The organism is Thermaurantiacus sp. (assembly GCF_053487655.1).
The window spans coordinates 18,509-39,378 of sequence record NZ_JBRCLD010000049.1 but is presented as its reverse complement, the minus strand read 5'-3'; the positions used below and the strand labels follow the sequence as shown (position 1 = coordinate 39,378).

At 65.5% G+C, this 20,870-nt stretch carries 22 protein-coding genes; 11 read left to right on the top strand and 11 right to left on the bottom strand.

What is annotated here, in order from left to right:
• The 5 genes from ACWIQA_RS04900 (at position 1) to ACWIQA_RS04880 (ending at position 4,843) form a co-directional block, all read left to right on the top strand.
• Entirely contained in the window at positions 1–1,245 is a 1,245-nt protein-coding gene (locus ACWIQA_RS04900) for a threonine ammonia-lyase (protein WP_448581948.1), read from the top strand.
• Positions 1,246–1,608: 363 nt separating this feature from the next.
• Positions 1,609–2,409: an arginyltransferase gene (locus ACWIQA_RS04895; protein WP_448581947.1), complete on the top strand. Its 801-nt coding sequence runs from the start codon at positions 1,609–1,611 to the stop codon at positions 2,407–2,409.
• On the top strand, positions 2,406–3,164 hold the full coding sequence (ubiG, locus tag ACWIQA_RS04890; RefSeq protein ID WP_448581946.1) for a bifunctional 2-polyprenyl-6-hydroxyphenol methylase/3-demethylubiquinol 3-O-methyltransferase UbiG: 759 nt from the start codon (positions 2,406–2,408) through the stop codon (positions 3,162–3,164). Before ACWIQA_RS04895 ends, ubiG begins: the two co-directional genes overlap by 4 nt.
• Before the next feature lie 15 nt (positions 3,165–3,179).
• Positions 3,180–3,701, top strand: coding sequence for a VOC family protein (locus tag ACWIQA_RS04885; protein WP_448581945.1), 522 nt, complete (start codon positions 3,180–3,182; stop codon positions 3,699–3,701).
• Entirely contained in the window at positions 3,698–4,843 is a 1,146-nt protein-coding gene (locus ACWIQA_RS04880) for an alpha/beta hydrolase (protein WP_448581944.1), read from the top strand. Before ACWIQA_RS04885 ends, ACWIQA_RS04880 begins: the two co-directional genes overlap by 4 nt.
• Here the strand turns inward: ACWIQA_RS04880 and ACWIQA_RS04875 are convergent.
• The 3 genes from ACWIQA_RS04875 to ACWIQA_RS04865 are packed head-to-tail and all read right to left on the bottom strand — an operon-like array spanning position 4,836 to position 6,635.
• Entirely contained in the window at positions 4,836–5,369 is a 534-nt protein-coding gene (locus ACWIQA_RS04875; RefSeq protein ID WP_448581943.1) for an LptA/OstA family protein, read from the bottom strand. The two genes, ACWIQA_RS04880 and ACWIQA_RS04875, sit on opposite strands and share 8 nt — an antisense overlap.
• Entirely contained in the window at positions 5,366–6,049 is a 684-nt protein-coding gene (locus ACWIQA_RS04870; RefSeq protein ID WP_448581942.1) for an LPS export ABC transporter periplasmic protein LptC, read from the bottom strand. The genes ACWIQA_RS04875 and ACWIQA_RS04870 overlap by 4 nt, the downstream gene beginning before the upstream one ends.
• A complete protein-coding gene (locus tag ACWIQA_RS04865; protein ID WP_448581941.1) occupies positions 6,024–6,635 on the bottom strand; it encodes a ribonuclease D in 612 nt (203 codons plus the stop codon). Before ACWIQA_RS04865 ends, ACWIQA_RS04870 begins: the two co-directional genes overlap by 26 nt.
• Before the next feature lie 107 nt (positions 6,636–6,742).
• Here ACWIQA_RS04865 and ACWIQA_RS04860 point away from each other — a divergent pair, with 107 nt between their 5' ends.
• Positions 6,743–7,405: an NUDIX hydrolase gene (locus ACWIQA_RS04860; RefSeq protein WP_448581940.1), complete on the top strand. Its 663-nt coding sequence runs from the start codon at positions 6,743–6,745 to the stop codon at positions 7,403–7,405.
• Positions 7,406–7,425: 20 nt separating this feature from the next.
• On the opposite strand, the gene metH is transcribed toward ACWIQA_RS04860, so the two are convergent.
• From metH to ACWIQA_RS04840, 4 genes are read right to left on the bottom strand one after another with little or no spacing between them, the layout of a single operon-like run.
• Positions 7,426–10,080, bottom strand: a complete 2,655-nt coding sequence (gene metH, locus ACWIQA_RS04855) for a methionine synthase (RefSeq protein WP_448581939.1) — start codon at positions 10,078–10,080, stop codon at positions 7,426–7,428.
• Positions 10,077–11,138, bottom strand: a complete 1,062-nt coding sequence (locus ACWIQA_RS04850) for a homocysteine S-methyltransferase family protein (protein ID WP_448581938.1) — start codon at positions 11,136–11,138, stop codon at positions 10,077–10,079. The genes metH and ACWIQA_RS04850 overlap by 4 nt, the downstream gene beginning before the upstream one ends.
• Positions 11,135–12,046, bottom strand: a complete 912-nt coding sequence (gene metF, locus ACWIQA_RS04845; protein WP_448581937.1) for a methylenetetrahydrofolate reductase [NAD(P)H] — start codon at positions 12,044–12,046, stop codon at positions 11,135–11,137. The genes ACWIQA_RS04850 and metF overlap by 4 nt, the downstream gene beginning before the upstream one ends.
• Positions 12,043–12,966, bottom strand: coding sequence for an ArsR/SmtB family transcription factor (locus ACWIQA_RS04840; protein ID WP_448581936.1), 924 nt, complete (start codon positions 12,964–12,966; stop codon positions 12,043–12,045). The genes metF and ACWIQA_RS04840 overlap by 4 nt, the downstream gene beginning before the upstream one ends.
• 94 nt (positions 12,967–13,060) lie before the next feature.
• On the opposite strand from ACWIQA_RS04840, the gene ACWIQA_RS04835 reads away from it, so the two are divergent.
• The gene (locus ACWIQA_RS04835; RefSeq protein ID WP_448581935.1) at positions 13,061–13,852 is read left to right on the top strand and encodes an MlaA family lipoprotein; all 792 of its coding nucleotides are present in this window, start codon (positions 13,061–13,063) and stop codon (positions 13,850–13,852) included.
• Positions 13,849–14,040 carry a hypothetical protein gene (locus ACWIQA_RS04830; protein ID WP_448581934.1) on the top strand — a complete coding sequence of 64 codons (192 nt, stop codon included), beginning with the start codon at positions 13,849–13,851 and terminating at the stop codon, positions 14,038–14,040. Before ACWIQA_RS04835 ends, ACWIQA_RS04830 begins: the two co-directional genes overlap by 4 nt.
• Here the strand turns inward: ACWIQA_RS04830 and ACWIQA_RS04825 are convergent.
• Positions 14,037–14,759: an SDR family NAD(P)-dependent oxidoreductase gene (locus ACWIQA_RS04825; RefSeq protein WP_448581933.1), complete on the bottom strand. Its 723-nt coding sequence runs from the start codon at positions 14,757–14,759 to the stop codon at positions 14,037–14,039. The two genes, ACWIQA_RS04830 and ACWIQA_RS04825, sit on opposite strands and share 4 nt — an antisense overlap.
• Positions 14,760–15,125: 366 nt before the next feature.
• Here ACWIQA_RS04825 and ACWIQA_RS04820 point away from each other — a divergent pair, with 366 nt between their 5' ends.
• A complete protein-coding gene (locus ACWIQA_RS04820; RefSeq protein WP_448581932.1) occupies positions 15,126–16,307 on the top strand; it encodes a vWA domain-containing protein in 1,182 nt (393 codons plus the stop codon).
• Between the two features lie 115 nt (positions 16,308–16,422).
• Here ACWIQA_RS04820 and ACWIQA_RS04815 read toward each other — a convergent pair whose 3' ends face one another.
• Positions 16,423–17,583, bottom strand: a complete 1,161-nt coding sequence (locus ACWIQA_RS04815) for a CaiB/BaiF CoA transferase family protein (RefSeq protein WP_448581931.1) — start codon at positions 17,581–17,583, stop codon at positions 16,423–16,425.
• A 74-nt stretch (positions 17,584–17,657) separates the two neighbouring features.
• On the opposite strand from ACWIQA_RS04815, the gene ACWIQA_RS04810 reads away from it, so the two are divergent.
• Both ACWIQA_RS04810 and ACWIQA_RS04805 read left to right on the top strand, forming a co-directional pair.
• Positions 17,658–18,593, top strand: a complete 936-nt coding sequence (locus tag ACWIQA_RS04810; RefSeq protein ID WP_448581958.1) for a hydroxymethylglutaryl-CoA lyase — start codon at positions 17,658–17,660, stop codon at positions 18,591–18,593.
• 172 nt (positions 18,594–18,765) lie between these two features.
• The gene (locus ACWIQA_RS04805) at positions 18,766–19,137 is read left to right on the top strand and encodes a DUF3597 domain-containing protein (protein WP_448581930.1); all 372 of its coding nucleotides are present in this window, start codon (positions 18,766–18,768) and stop codon (positions 19,135–19,137) included.
• Between the two features lies 1 nt (position 19,138).
• Here the strand turns inward: ACWIQA_RS04805 and metW are convergent, their stop codons facing one another.
• Positions 19,139–19,738, bottom strand: coding sequence for a methionine biosynthesis protein MetW (gene metW / locus ACWIQA_RS04800; protein ID WP_448581929.1), 600 nt, complete (start codon positions 19,736–19,738; stop codon positions 19,139–19,141).
• Positions 19,735–20,850: a homoserine O-acetyltransferase MetX gene (gene metX, locus ACWIQA_RS04795; protein ID WP_448581928.1), complete on the bottom strand. Its 1,116-nt coding sequence runs from the start codon at positions 20,848–20,850 to the stop codon at positions 19,735–19,737. Before metX ends, metW begins: the two co-directional genes overlap by 4 nt.
• Positions 20,851–20,870: the final 20 nt, after the last annotated feature.

Below are 20,870 nucleotides of genomic sequence, written 5' to 3'. Positions count from 1 at the left end.
ATGGCGACCCTCTCTGCTGCTCCCTTTGCCGAGCTTCCGGTGACCTTTGCCGATGTCGAGGCGGCAGCAAAGGCGATCGCTGGCCAGATTATCCGCACGCCCACGCTCCATTCCCGCACGCTTTCCGAGCTGACCGGAGCCAAGGTGTGGCTCAAGTTCGAAAATCTCCAGTTCACTGCCGCCTACAAGGAGCGGGGGGCGTTGAACCGGCTGCTGGCCCTCAGCGCAGACGAGCGGGAGCGGGGAGTCATTGCCATGTCGGCAGGAAACCATGCCCAGGGGCTCGCCTATCATGCGCGGCGGCTGGGAATTCCGGCGACCATCGTGATGCCGCGTCACACCCCGCTCATCAAGGTGCAGCAGACCGAGAGCCATGATGCCCTGGTCGTGCTCCATGGCGAGAAGCTCGAGGAGAGTTTCGACCATGCGCGGATGCTCGCGGAGAAGCGCCGCCTTGTCTTCGTTCACCCTTATGATGACCCGAAGATCATCGCTGGCCAGGGCACAGCGGCGCTGGAGATGCTCGCGGATGCGCCCGACATCGACACGCTGATCGTGCCGGTCGGCGGCGGCGGCCTCATTTCCGGGACAGCAATCGTTGCCCGCCAGGTGGACCCGCGCATCGAGGTGCTCGGCGTGCAGGCCGAGCTCTACCCGTCCATGAAGGCAACGCTTGCCGGCGAGCCGGTGGTCGCAGATGGGGACACGCTTGCTGAGGGGATTGCCGTCAAGGCGCCGGGGGCACTGACCGTGCCCATCGTGCGGGCCCTGGTCTCCGATATCCTCCTCGTTGGCGAACGCGATCTCGAACGCGCAGTCGCACTTTTGCTTGCAATCGAGAAAACGGTGGTCGAGGGGGCAGGGGCTGCCGGGCTTGCGGCCCTGATTGCCAATCCGCGCCGGTTTCGCGGCCGCACCGTAGGGCTCATCCTTTGTGGCGGCAATATCGACACGCGGTTGTTGGCCAATGTGCTGCTCAGAGATCTCGCCCGCTCGGGACGGCTGGCGCGTCTTCGGATTCGGCTGAAGGACCGGCCAGGCCAGCTCTATGCAGTGGCGCGGATCTTCGACCAACAGCAGGTCAACATCCTCGAAGTGTCCCATCACCGGATCTTCACCACCCTGCCGGCAAAGGGCCTTATTACGGAGATCGAGTGCGAGACTCGCGGGCCTGAGCATCTGGAGCGCCTGATTGAAGCGCTCCAGGGCTCCGGCTTTGACGTCAGCCGGATCGAGCTTGCCTGATGCAAACCGGCTGCAGCCGTGCACGCCTCTGCTGCCATATTGGACCGATCGGCGCACCAATGCTGGCGCGCTGCTGCTAGGATTGGGCCAGTTCGGCCGTCCCTTGGCGATGGGTGCGAGGGGTCGGCGCCTCCCCGTTGCGAGAGGTCGCAGCGGGCGCGAGGGCGTTGCGCCTGCCCCCACCTGTGTGCAAAGTTTGATTTGGGCGCGTTGCGCGCGTGCATCTGCGGGAGGACGGGCAGAAGTGACTCGGGCAGAAGTGGCGCCTTCGGCACAGGCAAGGGTGAAGGCGGCTGGCAGGATTGCGGCGGCTGGCAAACGGCGACTGCCGGCGGTGCACGGCATGGTTGTGAGTTGCAGCCAATGACTGACCAGCCGACGCGCTTTCCCCGCTTTTTTATCACCGCACGGGCACCCTGCCCCTATCTTCCGGGCAAGGTCGAGCGGAAGGTGTTTGCCGAGCTGCGCGGCAGCGATGCCGCGCGCATGTCAGAGAGCCTTGGCCGAATCGGTTTCCGCCGCAGCCAAAATGTGGTCTACCGGCCGAGCTGCGAGGGCTGTTCGGCCTGCGTTTCGGTTCGCATTGTGGCATCGGCCTTCCGCCCCTCTGCCTCGCAGCGCCGGCTCATCCGCCGCAATGCTGACCTCGAGGTCGCAGCCTGTGATCCTTGGGCAACAGAAGAGCAGTTCGCGCTGTTGAAGCGCTATCTTTCCATCCGCCATCCCGATGGCGGGATGGCGAGCATGGACGCCTACGACTTTGCCGACATGATCGAGACGTCTCCCGTTGATACCGTCGTCGTTGAGTATCGGGAGCCGACCCGCAATGGCCGGCCGGGCCGGCTGGTTGGCGCCTGCCTAACGGACAAGCAGACCGATGGCCTCTCCATGGTCTACAGCTTCTTCGACCCCGAGCATCCCGAACGGGCTGGACTTGGCACTTACATGATCATCGACCATGTCCTGCGTGCAGCCGCCGTCGGCATGGACTATGTCTATCTCGGCTACTGGGTGAAGGGCTCGCCGAGCATGGACTACAAGCGCCGCTTTGCGCCCCTGGAAGCGCTCGGTCCCGATGGATGGCGGGTGCTTCCTGCCGATCCGACGCCACCGGCACCGGGTGGGCGGACGGGCATGCCGTCGAAGACCCAGCCGGTCCGGTGAGCCGCCGGAGCGAGCCGGCGCCTGCAACTGGCACCGCGGATCCCGGGAATGTCGCGCTTTTCGAGAAGCTTGCCGGGCAATGGTGGGACCCGGACGGCCCCAATCGGCTGCTCCACGCTATCAACCCCGTGCGCATGGGCTTCGTGCGGGAGGCGGCAATCGCGCATCTCGGCGCCGATGCGCGCGCGCGGCGTCCACTTGCTGGCCTCGCTGCGCTCGATGCCGGCTGCGGCGGCGGCCTTGCGACCGAAGCGCTCGCCCGGATGGGGGCGGCGACGACGGGGGTTGATGCAGCTGTCCAATCAATCGCGGTAGCAGAAGCCCATGCAGCAGCTGCCGGGCTCGATATCCGCTACATTACCGGCGAGGTGACCGAGCTTGCCAGAGAGGCGCCTGGCCAGTTCGACCTTGCCGTCTGCTTCGAGGTTGTCGAGCATGTGGCAGAGGTGGGCGTCTTCCTCGCTGCCCTTCGCACGCTGCTGCGGCACGGAGGGCTCCTCGTCTTCTCCACGCCCAACCGGACGCTTGCAAGCCTTGCCCTCGTCAAGTTCGGCGCCGAATATGTGACGGGCGACATCCCCAAAGGCGGCCACGACTGGCGCAAATTTCTGCGGCCCCACGAGATGGAGCGCGCACTCGGAGCAGCCGGATTCCGCGTCGCGCGGATGGAGGGGCTCGGCTGGTCTCCCACGCGGGGATTTTCGATCGGCGGGGGACGCGATCTCGACTATATCGGGGCGGCGATCGCTGCCTGAGCCATGGGAGAGCCAATGCTTCAAGGGATCCATCACAGTGCCTTTCGGTGCCGCGACGCCGAGGAGACCCGCGCTTTCTACGAGGATGTGCTGGGGCTGCCGCTCAAGGCTGCGCTCGCCTTCGAGGAGGAGCCGGGGACGGGCAAGCCCCACCCCTATGTCCACATCTTCTTCGCGCTTCCGGACGGCAATTTCATCGCCTTCTTCGATGCGCCTGACAGCGCAACCGATGCGCATTTCCGCCCCGCCCACGGGTTTGACCGCCACATCGCTTTCGAAGCCGAATCGGAGGAGGCGCTTCGCGCCTGGAAGGCGAAGCTCGATGCCGCTGGCGTGCCTTGCTTTGGCCCCATCGACCATCATTTCGTGCGCTCCATCTACATGTGGGACCCCAATGGCCTCCAGGTTGAGATTACGGCGCGCACCGCAGACCATGACTCGATCCTCGAAGCCGAGGCAGCAAGCGCGCGCGATGTGCTGGCCGAATGGACCGCGCGGACGCGGGAGCAAAAGGCAGAACTTCGGGCTGCGACATGAGCTATGCGCGCCTGCCCCTTCACCTCGTCTTCGATGAGAAGGTGACAGTCAAGGAGAGCTATGGCGGGATCGGCGGCCTCGTGGCGCTGCAGGGGCATCTCCTGAAGCCCGAAACTGCTTCCGAGACCCTGCTCATCTTCATGCACCCGATGGGGATCATGCACTATCTGCCCCTGCCCATGGGTCTGGCCGAAGACGGGATCCATTGCCTCTGTGCTGTCTCGCGCTACCCCAACAATGATTCGGCACTCCTCATGGAGAAGCTGCTTGTCGACCTCGGCCATTGGGTGCGGCATGCGCGCACGGCGCTTGGCTACCGGCGGATCGTTCTCGCCGGCTGGTCGGGCGGGGGGTCGCTGTCGCTCTTCTACCAGCGCCAGGCTGTTGCTCCCTTCGTCACCGACACGCCAGCGGGCGACCCCATTGATGTGCCGGAACTGGTGCCAGCGGATGCGATGTTGCTGCTTGCCGCCCATGTCAGCCGAGCTCAGACCCTGACCGAATGGCTTGACCCGTCTGTGACCGACGAGGCGGACCCGCTGGCGCGCGACCCGGCATGGAACCTCTATGCGGATCCGCCGCCAGCGCAGCCGCCCTACCCTCCCCAATGGGTCGAGGCCTTCCGCGCCCGGCAGGTCGAACGCAATCGGCGGATTACGGCCTGGGTGCGCGACCGGCTTGACCTGCTGCGGAACCGCTATGGCCCCAATGCCGAGCAGGCCTTCATCGTCCACGGCACCATGGCCGATCCGCGCTGGCTCGACCCCACGCTCGACCCCAATGACCGGACGCCTGGGCGCTGCTATCTGGGCGACCCGTGCGAGATCAACGACGCCCCAGGCGGGCTTGCCCGCTTCTCGACACTGCGGTCCTGGCTGTCGCAGTGGGGCCTCGACACCTCCCGGGCGGATGGCCTTGCCTGCGGGCCGTTCTGCACTGTCCCCACCCTTGTTCTCGACAATTCGGCCGATGATGCCTGCACTCCAAGCCATGCCGAGCGGCTGTTTGCAGCCGTGGGTGCGACCGACAAGATGCGCGTGACCATCCGGGGTGCCACACATTATTATGCCTTCCAGCCCGACCGGCGAGCCGAAGCCGTGGCTGCCATCCGCGCCTTTCTTGCGGCGCGCGACCTTATCTGAGCTTGCCTTGCTGCGGCACTTTGAACCGGCCGGTCACTCGACCCCCTGGGCCTGAGGCCGAAGTCCGCCCATCGAGCGTTGAGCGGCCGCTGTCGAGGTCGATGGTGAGCCGGTTGCCGGCCAGGCGCTCCACCCCTCGGGCCAGTTCCACACCTCCAATCAAGGTCAGGATCCGGTTCTCGACATCGTAAATGGCAAACCGCGCGCGCGCCTGCTCGGACGGCGAGCGCATCTTGACATCGCCCTCGGCATCGAGTCGGCGGATGATGGGGTCACCGCCCCCGGTGCGGTCATAGGCGACCCGGATCCGTGCCGCCTCGATGGCAAGGCTGCCTTGGCGCACGCGGACATTGCCGCTGAAGATCGCCTGGCTTGTCGTGTCGATGACTTCGATCCGGTCGGCGTCAACATCGATCGGGGCACGATTGTCATGGCCCCTCAGTGCCGAGGCCGCGAGGCTCTGGGGGGCTGCGGGCATCGCCTGCAGGCCAAGCGCCAGGCCGACGACGAGCGCAAGCTTCCTCATGCCGACATCCTCATCCGGTCAGGGTAGAGGCGCATACGCGCACCGTTGGTGAGCACGACCCGCTTGCCCGGGAGGTCGGCCTCGAACCCGCCAGCCTCGAACCGTCCCATCTGCAGCTCGCCCGAGACCGGAAGTCCGGAGTGGACCTGGTTCGCTTCCAGATCGATGATGAGCCTTTCTCCGTCGACACGATAGCCAGCAGCACTGCGGACCTTGATCGGTCCGCCAACTTCGATGCGCCCGGTCTCGAGATAATAGAGGCCACCGGGCGCCGTGACTGTTGCTGGCCCGTCAGCCCGTTCAATCCGCGCAGCAAGACCCCGAAGGCGCACCACTGGCACATCGCTCGATTTCTGGACTGCGCTTGCTGCCGAAATCTCGAAGGCCTCGCCAGCCGTCGTGGTCCCGCGATAGCTCGCCTGCATCACGCGTAGCCGCTCGCCTGCCTCGGCTGCGGAATCTTTCGACAACAGGAACGAGAGTTCGCGCACTTCATTGAGCGGAACCAGCACCAGAGCTGCGAAGAGCAGGAAGGCAGCAAGGGGAAAACCGATCTTGGCCACCTTGACCAGGCGGTCGCGGCTTCCGCCAGGTGCCGCTGCCCGCCGGCGCGCCATCCGGAAGGCGATGGCCTCCGCTGATTCGGCTGCAGCTTCAGACATGGGCGAAAATGTCAACATCGGGCCAGCCGGCAAGGTCAAGGCGGGCTCGCCAGGGCAGGAAGTCAAAGCAGGCCTTGGCAAGCGCGGTGCGCCCTTCGCGCTCCAGCCGCTGCTCGAGAATGTCTTTCAGCCGGTGCAGATAGCGGACGTCTGAGGCGGCATAGTCTTTCTGCGCGTCACTGAGCTCGTCAGCCCCCCAGTCCGAGGACTGCTGGGCCTTGGAGATTTCCACCCCGAGGAGTTCGCGCACGAGATCGCGCAAGCCATGTCGGTCAGTGTAGGTGCGAGTCAAGCGGCTTGCTGTCTTCGTGCACCAGGCGGGCGCTGCCATCACGCCGAGCCAGTGTTCGATGGCCGCAAGATCGAAGCGCGCGAAGTGGAAGATCTTGAGCCGCTCAGGATCGGCGAGCACCGCCTTCAGATTGGGGGCGGCTTCGGGACGCGTAATTCGGACGATATGCTCGTCGCCTCGACCATCGGCGATTTGGACAAGGCACAGCCGATCGCGCAGCGGGTTGAGGCCAAGCGTCTCGGTATCGACGGCGACAGGCCCCGCCGCCAGGGCATTGAAGGGCAGATCAGCTTCATGGAAATGGACGGCCATCGGCTGCGCCATAGGGGCTGGCGCCGGGCCGGGCAATCCGGGCGCCTGGGCCTTGCCCCTTGCAGGATGGCGAGGTTGGCAGCACCCCGCTGCGAAGGAGGTTCGAGATGGCAAAAGCCGTACGCCCGCGCGATGCTGCCACGCTCGTCCTTCTGCGCCAGGACGAAGGCCGGCTCCAGATTCTGATGGGCCGGCGTGCCAGCGGCCACGCTTTCATGCCCGACAAGTGGGTGTTCCCAGGCGGCAGGCTCGACCGCGGCGACTGGCACATGCAGGCGGCATCCGAGCTCCGCCCCGAAGTGGCAGCCGAAGTGGTGCGCACACCCTGCCGGCCGCTGGCCTCGCTTGCGCGGCTGGCGCGCGCACTTGCCCTTGCCGCCGTTCGCGAGACTTTCGAGGAAACCGGGCTCATCCTCGGTCAGCGCGGGGAGATCGGGCGCCGCGCCCCCAAGAGCTGGTCCCACTTTGTTACATCCGGTTTCCTGCCCGATCTTTCGGGCCTTGCCTATCTCGCCCGCGCCATCACGCCGCCAGGGCGGACGCGGCGGTTTGATACCCGCTTCTTCCTCGCGGAGGCGGACAGGCTCGCAAGCCTTGCGCCCGCCGACAGCCATGAGTTGCACGAGATCCGCTGGTTTGGGCTCGACGAGGCCCGCGCGCTGGACCTGCCGACGGTCACCCGCGCTGTGCTCGACCTTGTGGAGGCCTATGCTTCCGGCCGACCCCTGCCCCCGCCCTTCTGGGCCTGGAACCGCCGGGTTGCCGACTGACGATTCGCTCGCCAGCACCCTTAGTCAAGGTTGGGCTGCAGCCACTGGCGGGCCTGGTCGAGGCTGACCCCGCGCCGGGTGGCATAGTCGAGAAGCTGGTCCTCGCCCACGCGCGCCACCCCGAAATAGCGAGCGCGCGGGTGCGCGAAGTAGAAGCCAGAGACCGCAGCCGTCGGCAGCATGGCAAAGCTCTCCGTCAAGGTGATTCCAGTGGCAGCGGTGGCATCGAGCAGGTCGAACAGCAGCGGCTTCAGGCTATGATCTGGGCAGGCGGGGTAGCCGGGAGCCGGACGGATGCCCTGATACAGTTCGCGGATGAGGGCCGGAAAGTCAGGCTCCGCCTTTGGCTCATAGCCCCAGAGATCGGTGCGCACATGGAAATGCAGCGCCTCGGCGAAGGCTTCGGCAAACCGGTCGGCAAGTGCCTTCAAGAGAATGTCGGAATAGTCGTCGTGGGCAGCGTGGAATTCGGCGAGCTTTTCTTCGATCCCGTGGCCGGCGGTCACGGCAAAGCCTCCGATCCAGTCGGCATCAGAGGAGACAAGATCCGCCAGGCAATCATTGGTGCGGCCCTCACGCTTCCTGACCTGCTGGCGGAGGAAAGGAAGACGCGCACAGGGCGTCGCGCGGCGTTCGTCGGCAAAGACGAGGATGTCATCGCCATCGCGCCGGGCCGGCCAGATCGCCGCGACGCCCTTGGCCACGAGCCATTTCTCCTCGACAATCCGTGCCAGCATGGCTTGCGCATCACGCCAGAGGTTGCGCGCGGCCTCGCCCACCACTGGGTCGTCGAGAATGGCGGGGAAGGTGCCATGCAGCTCCCAGGCGCGGAAGAAGGGAGTCCAGTCAATGAAGGGGACGAGTTCGGCCAGCGGCCAGTCCTCGAAGGTCCAGCGACCTGTGCGTGCTGGCACAATTGGGGGCTCGGCAGCGAAATCAATGGTGAGCGCATTGGCGCGCGCCTCGGTGAGCGTTGCAAGCTCGGACTGGCCGCCGGTGCGCTGGTTCCTTATCGCTGCATAGTCATTGGCGACTTCCGCGACATAGCGATCGCGCAGGGTCTCGGACACAAGTGTCGAGCAGACCCCGACCGCGCGCGAAGCGTCGAGGACATGGATGACCGGGCCGGAATAGGCGGGCGCAATCCGCAGCGCCGTGTGGACCTTGGATGTTGTTGCACCGCCGATGAGAAGCGGCAGGGTCATCCCGGCGCGCTCCATTTCGGTTGCAACCGTCACCATCTCGTCGAGCGAAGGCGTAATCAGGCCCGAGAGCCCAATCATGTCGGCCCCGGTTGCGCGCGCGGTCTCAAGAATCTTCGGCCACGGCACCATGACGCCGAGATCGACCACGTCGAAATTGTTGCACTGGAGGACGACGCCCACGATGTTCTTGCCGATGTCGTGCACGTCGCCCTTGACAGTTGCCATGACAATCCGGGCCTTGGGGGCTGCACCCTCCTCCTTCTCCGCCTCGATATAGGGCACGAGATGGGCGACGGCCTTCTTCATGACTCGGGCAGACTTGACGACCTGGGGCAAGAACATGCGGCCCGAGGCAAACAAGTCGCCGACGATGTTCATGCCGGCCATGAGCGGGCCCTCGATCACGTCGATGGGGCGGGCGGCGGTCTGGCGGGCTTCCTCGGTGTCGGCGACGACATAGGCGTCGATGCCGTGGACGAGGGCATGGGCAAGGCGCTCGTTGACCGGCAGGTCCCGCCAGGCATCGCTGGCCTTGCTGGTGGCTTCGGCACGGTTGCTGAACCGCCCGGCAAGCGCGATCAGCCGCTCGGTCGCATCGGCCCGGCGCATCAGGATCACGTCCTCGCAGGCCTCGCGCAGCTCAGGGTCGAGGGCGTCATAGACGTCAAGCTGGCCGGCGTTGACGATCGCCATGTCGAGACCGGCCGGAATGGCATGGGCGAGGAACACGCTGTGCATGGCGCGCCGCACCGTCTCATTGCCGCGGAAGGCAAAGGACAGGTTGGACAGCCCGCCCGAGATCCGGGCACCCGGGCAGCGCGCTTTGATTCGCGTGCAGGCCTCGATGAAGTCGAGGGCGTAGCGATCGTGCTCAGGAATGCCGGTTGCGACTGCGAAGATGTTGGGATCGAAGATGATGTCGCTTGCCTGCCAGCCCTCGGCAAGGAGGAGATCGTAGGCGCGGGCGCAGATTTCGACCTTGCGGTCAGCTGTGTCGGCCTGGCCGACCTCGTCGAAGGCCATCACGACAACGGCCGCACCATAGCGGCGGCAGGCGCGTGCCTGGGCGAGGAACGGGCCTTCCCCTTCCTTCAGGCTGATCGAGTTGACGATGGCCTTGCCGGCTACGCACTTGAGACCGGCCTCGATGACCGACCATTTGGACGAATCGATCATGACGGGCACGCGCGCGATGTCAGGCTCGGCAGCGAGCAGACGCAGGAAGGTGACCATGGCCGCCTCGCTGTCGAGCAGGCCCTCGTCCATATTGACGTCGATGACCTGGGCGCCGTTTTCAACCTGCTCGCGCGCGACTTCGAGCGCGGCCGCATAGTCGCCAGCAACGATCAGCTTGCGGAACCGGGCCGAGCCAGTGACATTGGTGCGCTCGCCAATGTTGATGAAGCGCGCCGACGCCGTGGCAGGCGGCGGCGCCGGGAGCGCGCGGGCAGCAGTCGCGGGCGGAGTCATGCGAATGCGAAGGCCTCAAGGCCCGATAGCCGCAGCGCTGGCACAGGCTCTGGGATCCGCCGCGGAGGCAGTCCCGCAACGGCAGCGCGAATGGCAGCGATATGGGCGGGCGTGGTGCCGCAACAGCCACCGATGATGTTGACTAGTCCGGCCTCTGCCCATTGGCGGACGAGGGCAGCCGTGGTCGCAGGCGCTTCGTCATAGCCGCCAAAGGCATTGGGCAGGCCGGCGTTTGGGTAGACGAGCAAGGGGGCCTCGGCGATTCGGGCCATATTGGCGACATGCGCGCTGAGCTCGGTGGCGCCGAACGAACAGTTGAGCCCAACGGCGAGCGGCCGTGCGTGGGCAAGCGAGACCCAGAAGGCCTCGACCGTCTGGCCCGAGAGGTTGCGCCCGGCAAGATCGGTCAAGGTCATGGACAAGAGCAGCGGCACGCGCTGCCCGCGCGCGTCCTCGGCTTCCATGGCCGCCATGGCGGCAGCCTTGGCGTTGAGGGTGTCAAACACGGTCTCGATCAGGATGAAGTCAGCACCGCCTTCGAGCAGGGCATCGACCTGCTCGCGGTAGACCGCCTTGACACCATCGAAATCGACTTCGCGGAAGCCCGGGTCCTCGACCCGCGGCGAGAGCGACAGTGTCTTGTTGGTGGGCCCAAGGGCGCCTGCGACGAACCTGCGCCGGCCGTCGCGCGCGGCGGCTTCGTCGGCGACAGCGCGGACGATCTCGGCAGCTGCGCGATTGATGTCCGCCACAAGATGCGCCGTGCCATAGTCGGCCTGGGAAATGGCGTTGGCATTGAAGCTGTTGGTTGCCAGGAGGTCGGCGCCAGCCTCGGCATAGGCGCGGGCGATCGCAGCAATCGCATGGGGGCGGGTCAGGTTCAGGATGTCGTTATTGCCCTTCTGGTCGTGGGTGACGGCAAGGTTGCCGCGATAGTCGGCCTCGGCAAGCCCGAGCGCCTGGATGGCAGTGCCATAGGGCCCGTCCTTCACAAGGATCCGTTCGGCAAGCGCGGCGCGGAAGGCGGCTTCGGCGTCGCTCGGGGCAAGGGCGGTCATCGGGAGCGCTTTCCCAGAAGATGGCAGATGGCGTAGCTGAGGCCGGCGCGGTTCAGGGTGTAGAAATGGAAGTGCCGCACGCCCTCGACAATGAGCCGGCGCACCTGCTCGGCAGCGACCGTCGCCGCGACTAGCGCGCGCGCATCCGGCCGGTCCTCGAGGTCCTCGAACAGCTCCGGAAGCCAGGCGGGGATGCTGGTGCCCGTCATCTCGGCCATGCGGACCGTCGCAGCATAGGTGCTAACAGGCAGGATCCCTGGCACAATCTCGCCCGATATGCCGGCAGCTGCTGCCCGATCGCGGAAGCGGAGGAAAGTTTCAGGCTCGAAGAAGAACTGGGTGATGGCGCGCGTCGCCCCAGCGTCAAACTTGCGCTTCAGATGGGCGAGATCGGCCTCGGCACTCAAAGCTTCCGGATGGGTTTCGGGATAGGCGCCAACCGAAAGCTCGAAGGGGGCGATGCGGGCAAGGCCGGCTACCAGTTCGGCGGCGTCATTGTAGCCGTCGGGGCGCGGAATAAAGCGCGGCTTGCTGCCATCCGCTGCCGGCGGCGGATCGCCCCTCAATGCCACAATGTGGCGCACGCCCTCATCCCAATAGCGGCGGGCAATCGCGTCGATCTCGTCGCGGCTGGCGTTGACGCAAGTCAAATGGGCTGCAACCGGCACCTGGGTCTCGGCCTGGATGCGCAAGATGGTTGCATGGGTGCGCTCGCGGGTCGAGCCGCCGGCACCGTAAGTCACTGAGACAAAACGCGGGGCAAGTGGCGCGAGCTCGGCGATGGAGGCCCAGAGCGTCTCGGCCATGGCGGGAGTCTTAGGCGGAAAGAACTCGAAACTGATGTCGATGTCGCTGGCGGGGAGGTCGAGCCGGCCCGGCGGCCGCGCATGCGGGAAGGGGATGGTCATGGCTTCACACCGTGCCAGAGAAGGACGGCGAGCCGGGGTCCATCGATCTGCCGGATTGCCTCGACAACAAGGCCGGCCGCTTCCAGCTGGGCGCTCAGCACTTCGCAGCTGAACCCCAGGCGAGCGTGGCGATAGCGGGCCCTCAGCTCCTCCTCGTCATGAGGCGCGTAGTCGGCAACGAGAAGCTGCCCGCCTTGCGCGAGCACGCGTGCAGCCTCGCGAAGCGCAGCTGCGGGATCCTCGCTGAAGTGGAGCACCTGGTGGATGACGACGGTATCGAACGCAGCATCCGCAAAGGGCAGCGCCACCATGTCAGCCTGGCGGATCTCAACTCCCGAAAGGCCGGCCGCATCAAGCCGGGTCCGGGCGATCCGGAGCATCTCGGGCGAGCGGTCGATGCCCGCTGCAGCCTTGGCGTGGGGTCCAAGCAGCTCGAGGATCCTTCCCGTTCCCGTGCCGACATCGAGCAACCGGCCAACGCCGCGGCTGTTCGCCACTTCAAGGAGAGCGGCTTCGACGGCCTCGGCCGGCGCTTCCAGGTTGCGCATCAGATCCCACTCGGCGGCATGGTCAGCGAACCAGCGGTCGAGCGCCTTCTGCCGCGCTGCCCGCACGTCTGCGAGGTGGGCACGCTCAGGCGCAATCGGATCACTGTCGCCAAGAATGGAGTCGATCATCACATGCGCCGCCTCCGCTGCGGGCGTGCGGGCCCGGCTCACGAACGCATAGGCTCCTTCCTTCTGCCGCCGGACCAGCCCCGCCTCGGCCAGGATCCGGACATGGCGGGACACCCGCGGCTGGCTCTGGCGCAGCACTTCGGCAAGCTCGCCCATGGCGAGATCAACATCACGCACCAGCAGCAGGATCCGCAGGCGGGACGGATCGGACAAGGCGGCAAACTGGGCGAGCAGCTGCTCCATGGACAATGGCATTTAAAGAATCCTTTAAGTCTGGTCAACGGCGAGGCCAATGGAAGTGCTTGAGGTGGTGCGCTGCCTTTCCTAGGGCGTGCGGGTGCAGCTTCGTATCTGCCTTCTCCTTGCCCTGTTTCTGCCTGGCTGTGCCATGACGGCTGAGGAACGGTTTCTGCGGGGTGCAAGCCTCGAGCGCGCCAGCGAAGACCGGCTGGAACCGCTCAATCGCAAAATCCATGCCTTCAACAATGAGGTGGACCGGCTTGTCATCCGGCCTCCGGCGGCGGCCTATCGTGCTGTCGTGCCGGCGCCGATGCGGCGTGCCATCAACAATTTCTACAACCATCTCGGCGAACCCTTGCACGGCGTCAATGCCATTGCCCAAGGCAAGCCGCGCAGCGCGTTCCGGGCGCTCGACCGGTTTCTCATCAACAGCGTGCTGGGAGGCGTTGGAACGATCGACGAGGCAAGCCGGATGGGGTTTGACCAGCAGCGCCATGACTTCGGCCAGACTCTCGCTGTCTGGGGAATCCCGTCGGGTCCATTCCTGATGCTTCCGCTCTTTGGCCCTTCAACCCTGCGTGACGGAATTGGGCTTTTGACCGAGTTTGCGATCGACCCGGTGGGCCATGGGGCCGGTGCCATCCTCACCAGCACGCAGTCGACCATGCAGATCCTGGTACGGCTGGTGGATGAACGTGCCGAGCTCATCGAGCGCGGCGAGCAGATCCGTCGCGGCGCGGCCGACGACTATGCGACCATCCGCTCAGCCTGGCTCCAGCTGCGTCTTGCGGAACTGTGGGACGGCAACCCGCCGATTCTGGACGAAGACTGGGACGAGGACCCCGACGCGGCCGTTCCTCAGCCGGAACCGGAAGGCAGCTTGCTGTGAGGGCCATTGCACTGCTGCTTTTGCTGCTTGCCTGCAGCAGCGGCGCAGATGAGCGGGAAAACGCAGCGGATGCGGCCTATCCGTCGGTTGCGCGCGCCATCGCCGATGTCGAGGCCGCAAAGGCCGATGCTGCCAAGCCGCCCCCGATTGCGCCAGAGCCCAACCCTGAGGCACCGCCTTCGCGCTAGCGCAGCATCAGGCCGCCATCGATCGCAATCGACTGGCCAGTGACATAGGGAGCACGTGGGCTGGCGAGGAAAAGGACACATTGTGCCACTTCTTCAGGCTCGCCCCAGCGCCGCTGCGGCACGGCCTTCAAGAGCCGCTTCTCATAGTCCGCATCGCTTCTCTGCATTTCGGTCATGCGGGTGCGGATGAAGCCGGGGGCGACCATGTTCACGCGAATTCCATCAGGCGCCCATTTGTCGGCAAGGGCGCGGGTAAGGCCGAGCAGTCCGGCCTTTGACGCTGTGTAGGCCGGAGTCTCCCGAAGCGCGAGAAAGCTCGAGAGCGAGCCCATGTTGACGATGGCACCACCGCGCGCCTTGAGACCGGCATGGGCAGCAAGGCAAAGGTCCATGACACTTGCGAGATTGACTTCGAGGACCGCGCGGAAGCCGTGTGGCGAATACTCATCGCCCCGCCCGGTGCCAGCGTTGTTGACGAGCACGTCCAAGGGGCCGGTCGCCTCGATGAGCGCCGAGGCGCTTCCGGGCGTGGCGAAATCGGCCTCTCGATAGGTGAAGCGGGAAAGATCCTCGGCATAGTCGGCGGCCGAGGGACGCGTGCCCGTGATTGTGACCTCGGCGCCGCTCGCGGCAAACGCCCGCGCACAGGCCAGCCCGATTCCCTGGCTCCCGCCTGTCACCAGTACCCGCTTGCCTGCAAACTCCGGCCAACTGAACATGCATCCTCCCCGTCATCTCTTGCGGCTTCCCGCACGTGCGCTGCTTGGGTAGAAGGCTCCGGATACTAGGGGAGCGCTGGAAAGTGACAGGCGATGGTGAGAAAGGCGCCGGGATCGCAGGGTGTGAAGGCGTTCGTGGGCAGGGCATGGTGGGCATGGTGGGCAGGGCATGGTGGGCAGGGCGTTGCGAGGAGGCGACTGCGTGAGAGAGGCCAAGCGTAGCAGCGCTTGCAGCGCAACAGAAAAGCGGATGCGAGGCTTGCCACAAGGGTTTCCTGCCATCAGCCTGGGCTCGACCTGCGCGCCAAGTTGCGCCAGCGCAGCGCCAGCATTGAAGCTGCCAGCCTCTTCCATGCGACGGGCCTGATGTTCCTCGCCTTTCTCGACGAGCTCCGGTCGGCGCGGATCCCGGTGTCCTTGAAGGAGCATCTCCTCCTGCTCGAGGCCCTCAAGGCCGGTGTCATCGATATGCGGGTTGAAGAATTCTACTATCTTGCCCGCAGCATCTATGTGAAGGACGAAGGGCTCCTTGACCGCTTCGATCAAGTGTTCGGCAAGGTGTTCAAGGGGCTTGAGACCGTGATCGACACGGGTGTCGTCGAGATTCCGGAGGAATGGCTGCGCAAGATCGCCGAACTCCACCTTACCGAAGAGGAGATGGCAAAGATCAAGGCGCTCGGCTCCTGGGACGAAATCATGGCGACTCTCAAGAAGCGCCTCGAGGAGCAGAAGGACCGCCACCAGGGCGGGAGCAAGTGGATTGGCACTGGCGGCACCTCACCCTTCGGCGCCCATGGCTACAACCCGGAAGGCGTGCGCATCGGCCAGGAGGAAAACCGCCACCAGCGCGCCATCAAGGTTTGGGACAGGCGCGAGTTCAAGAACCTGGACTCAAGCGTCGAGCTCGGCACCCGCAACATCAAGATCGCGCTCAGGCGCTTGCGCAAATTCGCCCGGGAGGGTGCAGCCGACGAGCTTGACCTTGATGCCACCATCCGCGGCACCGCCAAGCAGGGCTGGCTCGACATCGTCATGCGGCCCGAGCGCCACAATGCCGTCAAGCTCTTGCTGTTCCTCGATGTCGGCGGTTCCATGGACCCCCATGTGAAGTTGTGCGAGGAGCTTTTCTCGGCTGCCCGGGCGGAGTTCAAGCATCTTGAATATTTCTACTTCCACAACTGCCCCTACGAGGCGCTGTGGAAGGACAACCGCAGGCGCTGGTCAGAGCGGACCCCGACTCTTGGCGTCATGCACACCTACCCGCACGACTATAAGCTGGTGTTCGTCGGCGATGCCTCGATGAGCCCCTACGAGATCAGCTATCCCGGCGGCTCGGTCGAGCATTGGAACGAGGAGGCGGGGCACGTCTGGATGGAGCGGCTGACGAGTGTCTACCATTCCTCGGTCTGGCTCAATCCTATCCCTGAGCAATACTGGGCGCACTCCCAGTCGATCCAGATGATGAAGGCATTGATGGGCGGCCGAATGTTCCCGCTGACGCTCGAAGGCCTCGACCGGGCGATGCGCAGCTTGTCGCGCACCCATTGAGACCGCATCCCGGTGACCGGAACTGGTCACTGGGATGTGCAAGCGCTCCCCATGCGCCAGCTGCGAGGCCGAAGAAGGGTGGCATCCGTCATCGCCACCGAGCTTTGGTATGCGGTCAGGCAACTGCGCCCATCGCCCGCAGTGCGGAAGGTTCGAGCCCCAGCCGGGTGAGGATCGCATCGGTGTGTTCCCCGGGCCGGGCCAGCGCGCCCGAGGAGGCCGGGCGAGCCTCATCGAGCGTGACTGGGACCAACGGCAGGAGAGTGAGCGTGCCATCCTCGAGGGTCACTGGCTGGAGCCCGCCAGAGGCGAGGAGATGGGGATCATCGAACAGCTCCTCAGGCCGGCCGATGGGCGCGAAGGGAAGGCCTGAGCCTTCAAGCCGGGCGACGAGCTCGGCGCGGGTAAACTGCTTCAGCCGCGCTCTCACGACCGGCAGGATCTCGTCGCGCGCGCGCACCCGGGCATTGTTCGTGCGCCACTCGGCCCTCGCCCAGAGTTCAGACAAGCCAAAGAGGGCGCAGAATTTCTCCCACAAGGCATCAGTTACCACGCCCACGAACAGCGGCTCATCGGCGGTCTCGAAAACATCGTAGATGGCCCAGGCGGAGATACGCGCTGGCATGGGAGCGGCTGGCGCGCCAGTCACTGCCATCTGCGCCATGTGCTGGCCGACCAGCCAGGCCGTCGTCTCAAAGAGCGCCGCCGTCACCTTGCGGCCGCGGCCCGTGCGGTTGCGCTCATGAAGCGCTGCGAGCGCGGCGATGACTGAGAACATGCCGCCGGTGACATCAATGACGGATGCGCCCGCGCGCAGCGGCCGGCCGGGTGGCCCCGTCATGTAGGCCAAGCCTCCCATCATCTGCGCCACTTCGTCAAGCGCGGTCCGCTCTTCATAGGGGCCAGCGAGAAAGCCCTTTTCCGAGACATGGATGAGCCCCGGATTGATGGGTGCCAGCGCTTCCCAGCCGAGGCCGAGCCGCTCGATTGCTCCAGGCCGATAGTTCTCGATGAGGATGTCAGACACGGATGCGAGCCGGCGCGCGACCTCGAGGCCCGAGGGGTGCTTCAAGTCAAGGCAGATCGACTGCTTGCCGCGGTTATACATCGGAAAATAGCCCGCACCCGAGCCAAGCAGCCGGCGAGTCGCATCGCCGCCGATCGGCTCGACCTTGATGACCTCGGCACCGAGATCAGCAAGGATCTGCCCTGCCGCTGGCCCCATCACCATGTGGGTGAATTCGACGACCCGGATTCCTTCGAGCGGTCCGCCCATCCTTGCTCCCTGCAGCCTCTGCGCGCAATATGTCCGGACAACCCGCTATTGGAAAGGGGCGCACCTTGCGGATCATGGACGGGATCGACGTGCTGGTCTCCGAAGTCGGCCCGCGCGACGGGCTGCAGTCGATCGCGCCCATCATGCCGACTGCCGCCAAGCTCGCCTGGATCGACGCGCTGGTCGCGGCAGGATTGCGCGAGATCGAGGTCGGAAGCTTTGTGCCCGCCCAGCTGCTGCCACAGCTCGCCGACACGGGCGAGGTGGTGCGCAGCGTCAAGGCTCGGCACCCCGGGCTCCATGTCGCCGTGCTCGTCCCCAATGCGAAGGGCGCAGAAGCCGCGCTTGCCGCCGGGGCCGACAAGCTGACGCTGCCGCTCTCTGCCTCGGAAACCCACAGCCGCAAGAATCTCCGCCGCACCCATGCCCAGGTATTCGAGGAAGTCCAACGAATCGTCGACCTTCTCTCCGCACTGCCAGAGGGCAAGCGGCCGCAGTTCGAAGGCGCGGTCTCGACGGCCTTTGGCTGCACGCTCGAAGGCGCGGTGCCACAGTCGAAGGTGGTCGCACTTGCCGAAAAGCTTGTTGCGCTCGGCTGCGACGAGGTCGGCCTCTCTGACACGTCTGGCTATGCCAACCCAGCCCAGGTGCGTCGCCTGGTGACAGCCGTGCAAGGCGCAATCGGCGCAGAGCGGATGACGGGGCTTCACCTCCACAACACCCGCGGCCTTGGCCTTGCCAATGTGGTGGCTGGCCTCGAGGTGGGCGTGACCACCTTCGATTCGAGCCAGGGGGGCCTTGGCGGCTGCCCATTCGCACCCGGCGCCTCGGGCAATATTGTGACCGAGGATCTTGTCTTCATGCTGGAAGCCATGGGTCTCAGGACAGGCATCGACTTGGACGGCCTTGCGCGCGCCCGCGCCATCCTTCGTGCAGCACTGCCCGACGAGCCGCTTTACGGCTTCGTGCCCGATGCCGGGCTGCCGCTCGGATTCGAGCGGGCTGCCTGATGACAATGCTCGGTGGTGCGGACTCATCGCCACCTGGCGTTCGGCCTCCCGGCTGGCGCGTGGGATGCGCCTCCCGCTGATCGTTTCCGGCAACTGGAATGTGGTAAGGGCCCTTTGCAACAGAGCGGTCACCTGGCTAGGGCATGAAGGCACCGCACAAGGGAGAACAGGCATGGGTATCTTCTCGAAACTGAAGGATGCGATCTTCGGCAGCGCCGAAGCAAAGGAGATTGCGCCGCCGCCACCGCCACCTCCGCCGCCGGCAGCAGCAGATCTTGCCCCAGCTGCCCCCGCTGAGCCGGAGCCTGAGCCCATCGATGTCGAGAAGGTCTTGACCTATATGGCCGAGAAGCGCGGGCAGCCCAACAACTGGAAGACGTCAATTGTCGACCTCATGAAGCTCGTTGGCATGGACTCCTCCCTCGAGGCGCGCAAGGAGCTGGCCCAGGATCTTGGCTACACAGGGGCACTGGATGGCTCGGCGGAGATGAACCTGTGGCTGCACCAGAAGGTGATGGAGCGGCTCGCGCAGGAAAGGGCCTGACCTAGGGGCTGCTGGCTGGCCCCAGCAGAAGGATGGCGTGGTCGGCGAGCAGGTTTGGGTGAAGCTTCACCGGCCGCGTCCCGGCGAGATGGGTTTCTGAAAGGATGGCGGCACCGCGCGCTTTCGCAAGCGCGCGAAAGTCGCGCGTTGTGCAAAGGTGGATGTTTTCCGTCTCGTGCCAGCTTTCAGGAAGACCGGGCGTCACCGGCATTCGCCCGCCGAAGAGCAGATCGAGCCTGACCCGCCAGTGGCCGAAGTTGGGAAAGGAGACGATTGCCCGGCGCCCGATCCGCAGCAGCTCGTCGAGCACCTTTCTCGGGTTGCGCATGGCCTGCAGGGTCTCGGAGAGGATCGCATAATCAACCGACTGGCTGGGAAAGTCCGCAAGGTCGCTGTCGGCATCGCCTTGGACAACCGAAAGACCATGGGCGAGCGCTCTCGAAACTCGGGCCGGGTCAAGCTCGATCCCGCGGCCATCGACGCCCTTGTGGTCGCGCAGATGGCGCAGCAGCCGCCCGTCAGAGCAGCCGACATCGAGCACGGAGGCGCCTTCCGGGATGAGATCGGCGACAATCGCAAGCCGCACGGGAAGGCCCGTCATGCCGCTTCCACCGCGCGCAGAAAGCCATCGACCAGCCGATTGAGTTCAGGGGAGTCCAGGAGAAAGCTGTCGTGACCATGGGGGCTTGAGAGCTCGACGAAGCTGGCATGGGCGCCAGCTGCCACCAGCGCCTGGACAATCCGTTTCGACTCGCTTGTTGGGTAAAGCCAGTCGCTGTCGAAGGAGATGAGGGCAAAGCGGGCCGAAGCCCCCCGAAATGCCGCCGCCAGCGACCCGCCATACGGCTCGGCGAGATCGAAATAGTCCATCGCCCGCGTGATGACGAGATAGGAGTTGGCATCGAACCGGCGCACAAAGCTCATGCCCTGGTGGCGGAGATAGGATTCGACCTGGAAGTCGGCATCAAAGCCGAAGCTGACCGACTCCCGCTCCTGGAGCCGGCGGCCGAACCGCTCGGTCAGCCCTGCCTCGGAGAGGTAGGTGATGTGCGCGGCCATCCGGGCAACAGCGAGACCGGCAGCAGGCACCCGCCCGTGTTCGAGAAACCGCCCGCCGCACCAGTCAGGGTCAGCCATGATCGCCTGCCGGCCGACTTCGTGGAAGGCGATGTTCTGGGCGCTGTGGCGCGCAGCAGTGGCAATGGCAATGACGGCACGCGCCCGGCCTGGGTTGGCGGAGGCGAACTGGAGCGCCTGCATCCCTCCCATCGATCCTCCCACCACGGCAAGGAGCTGGCCGATCCCAAGGGCATCCAAGAGTGCGACTTGGGCCCGGACCATGTCGGCGATGGTGATGACGGGAAAATCAATGGCCCAGGGCCGGCCAGTTTTGGGATTGATGCTCGCAGGCCCCTCGCTTCCCATGCAGCCGCCGATCACATTGGCGCAGATGATAAAGTGGCGCAGAGGATCAATGGGCCGGCCTTCGCCCACCATCCGCGTCCACCAGCCCGGCCTGCCCGTCAGCGGATGGTCGCGCGCGACATATTGGTCGCCGGTCAACGCATGAAAGATGAGGATGGCGTTGCGGCCGTCAGGCGCGAGCGTCCCCAGCGTTTCATAGGCAAGCACCGGGCGCAGCAGCTTGCGCCCGCTGTCAAGCGGGAGGTCGGCAGGAAGGCGCAGCGTCCGGTGCGGGAAGGGCTGGTTCATGGGAACGGGCTGGCGCCTAG

Excerpts from the sequence above, each read along its gene's own strand:
- ACWIQA_RS04850 (WP_448581938.1), bottom strand. The coding sequence starts at position 11,138 with ATGACCGCCCTTGCCCCGAGCGACGCCGAAGCCGCCTTCCGCGCCGCG.
- ACWIQA_RS04810 (WP_448581958.1), top strand. The coding sequence starts at position 17,658 with ATGGACGGGATCGACGTGCTGGTCTCCGAAGTCGGCCCGCGCGACGGG.
- ACWIQA_RS04875 (WP_448581943.1), bottom strand. The coding sequence starts at position 5,369 with ATGAGGAAGCTTGCGCTCGTCGTCGGCCTGGCGCTTGGCCTGCAGGCG.
- metX (WP_448581928.1), bottom strand. The coding sequence starts at position 20,850 with ATGAACCAGCCCTTCCCGCACCGGACGCTGCGCCTTCCTGCCGACCTC.
- ACWIQA_RS04820 (WP_448581932.1), top strand. The coding sequence starts at position 15,126 with ATGTTCCTCGCCTTTCTCGACGAGCTCCGGTCGGCGCGGATCCCGGTG.
- metW (WP_448581929.1), bottom strand. The coding sequence starts at position 19,738 with ATGACGGGCCTTCCCGTGCGGCTTGCGATTGTCGCCGATCTCATCCCG.
- ACWIQA_RS04840 (WP_448581936.1), bottom strand. The coding sequence starts at position 12,966 with ATGGAGCAGCTGCTCGCCCAGTTTGCCGCCTTGTCCGATCCGTCCCGC.
- ACWIQA_RS04900 (WP_448581948.1), top strand. The coding sequence starts at position 1 with ATGGCGACCCTCTCTGCTGCTCCCTTTGCCGAGCTTCCGGTGACCTTT.
- ACWIQA_RS04895 (WP_448581947.1), top strand. The coding sequence starts at position 1,609 with ATGACTGACCAGCCGACGCGCTTTCCCCGCTTTTTTATCACCGCACGG.
- ACWIQA_RS04880 (WP_448581944.1), top strand. The coding sequence starts at position 3,698 with ATGAGCTATGCGCGCCTGCCCCTTCACCTCGTCTTCGATGAGAAGGTG.
- ACWIQA_RS04885 (WP_448581945.1), top strand. The coding sequence starts at position 3,180 with ATGCTTCAAGGGATCCATCACAGTGCCTTTCGGTGCCGCGACGCCGAG.
- ACWIQA_RS04825 (WP_448581933.1), bottom strand. The coding sequence starts at position 14,759 with ATGTTCAGTTGGCCGGAGTTTGCAGGCAAGCGGGTACTGGTGACAGGC.
- ACWIQA_RS04815 (WP_448581931.1), bottom strand. The coding sequence starts at position 17,583 with ATGGGCGGACCGCTCGAAGGAATCCGGGTCGTCGAATTCACCCACATG.
- ACWIQA_RS04805 (WP_448581930.1), top strand. The coding sequence starts at position 18,766 with ATGGGTATCTTCTCGAAACTGAAGGATGCGATCTTCGGCAGCGCCGAA.
- ACWIQA_RS04860 (WP_448581940.1), top strand. The coding sequence starts at position 6,743 with ATGGCAAAAGCCGTACGCCCGCGCGATGCTGCCACGCTCGTCCTTCTG.
- metF (WP_448581937.1), bottom strand. The coding sequence starts at position 12,046 with ATGACCATCCCCTTCCCGCATGCGCGGCCGCCGGGCCGGCTCGACCTC.
- ACWIQA_RS04870 (WP_448581942.1), bottom strand. The coding sequence starts at position 6,049 with ATGTTGACATTTTCGCCCATGTCTGAAGCTGCAGCCGAATCAGCGGAG.
- metH (WP_448581939.1), bottom strand. The coding sequence starts at position 10,080 with ATGACTCCGCCCGCGACTGCTGCCCGCGCGCTCCCGGCGCCGCCGCCT.
- ACWIQA_RS04865 (WP_448581941.1), bottom strand. The coding sequence starts at position 6,635 with ATGGCCGTCCATTTCCATGAAGCTGATCTGCCCTTCAATGCCCTGGCG.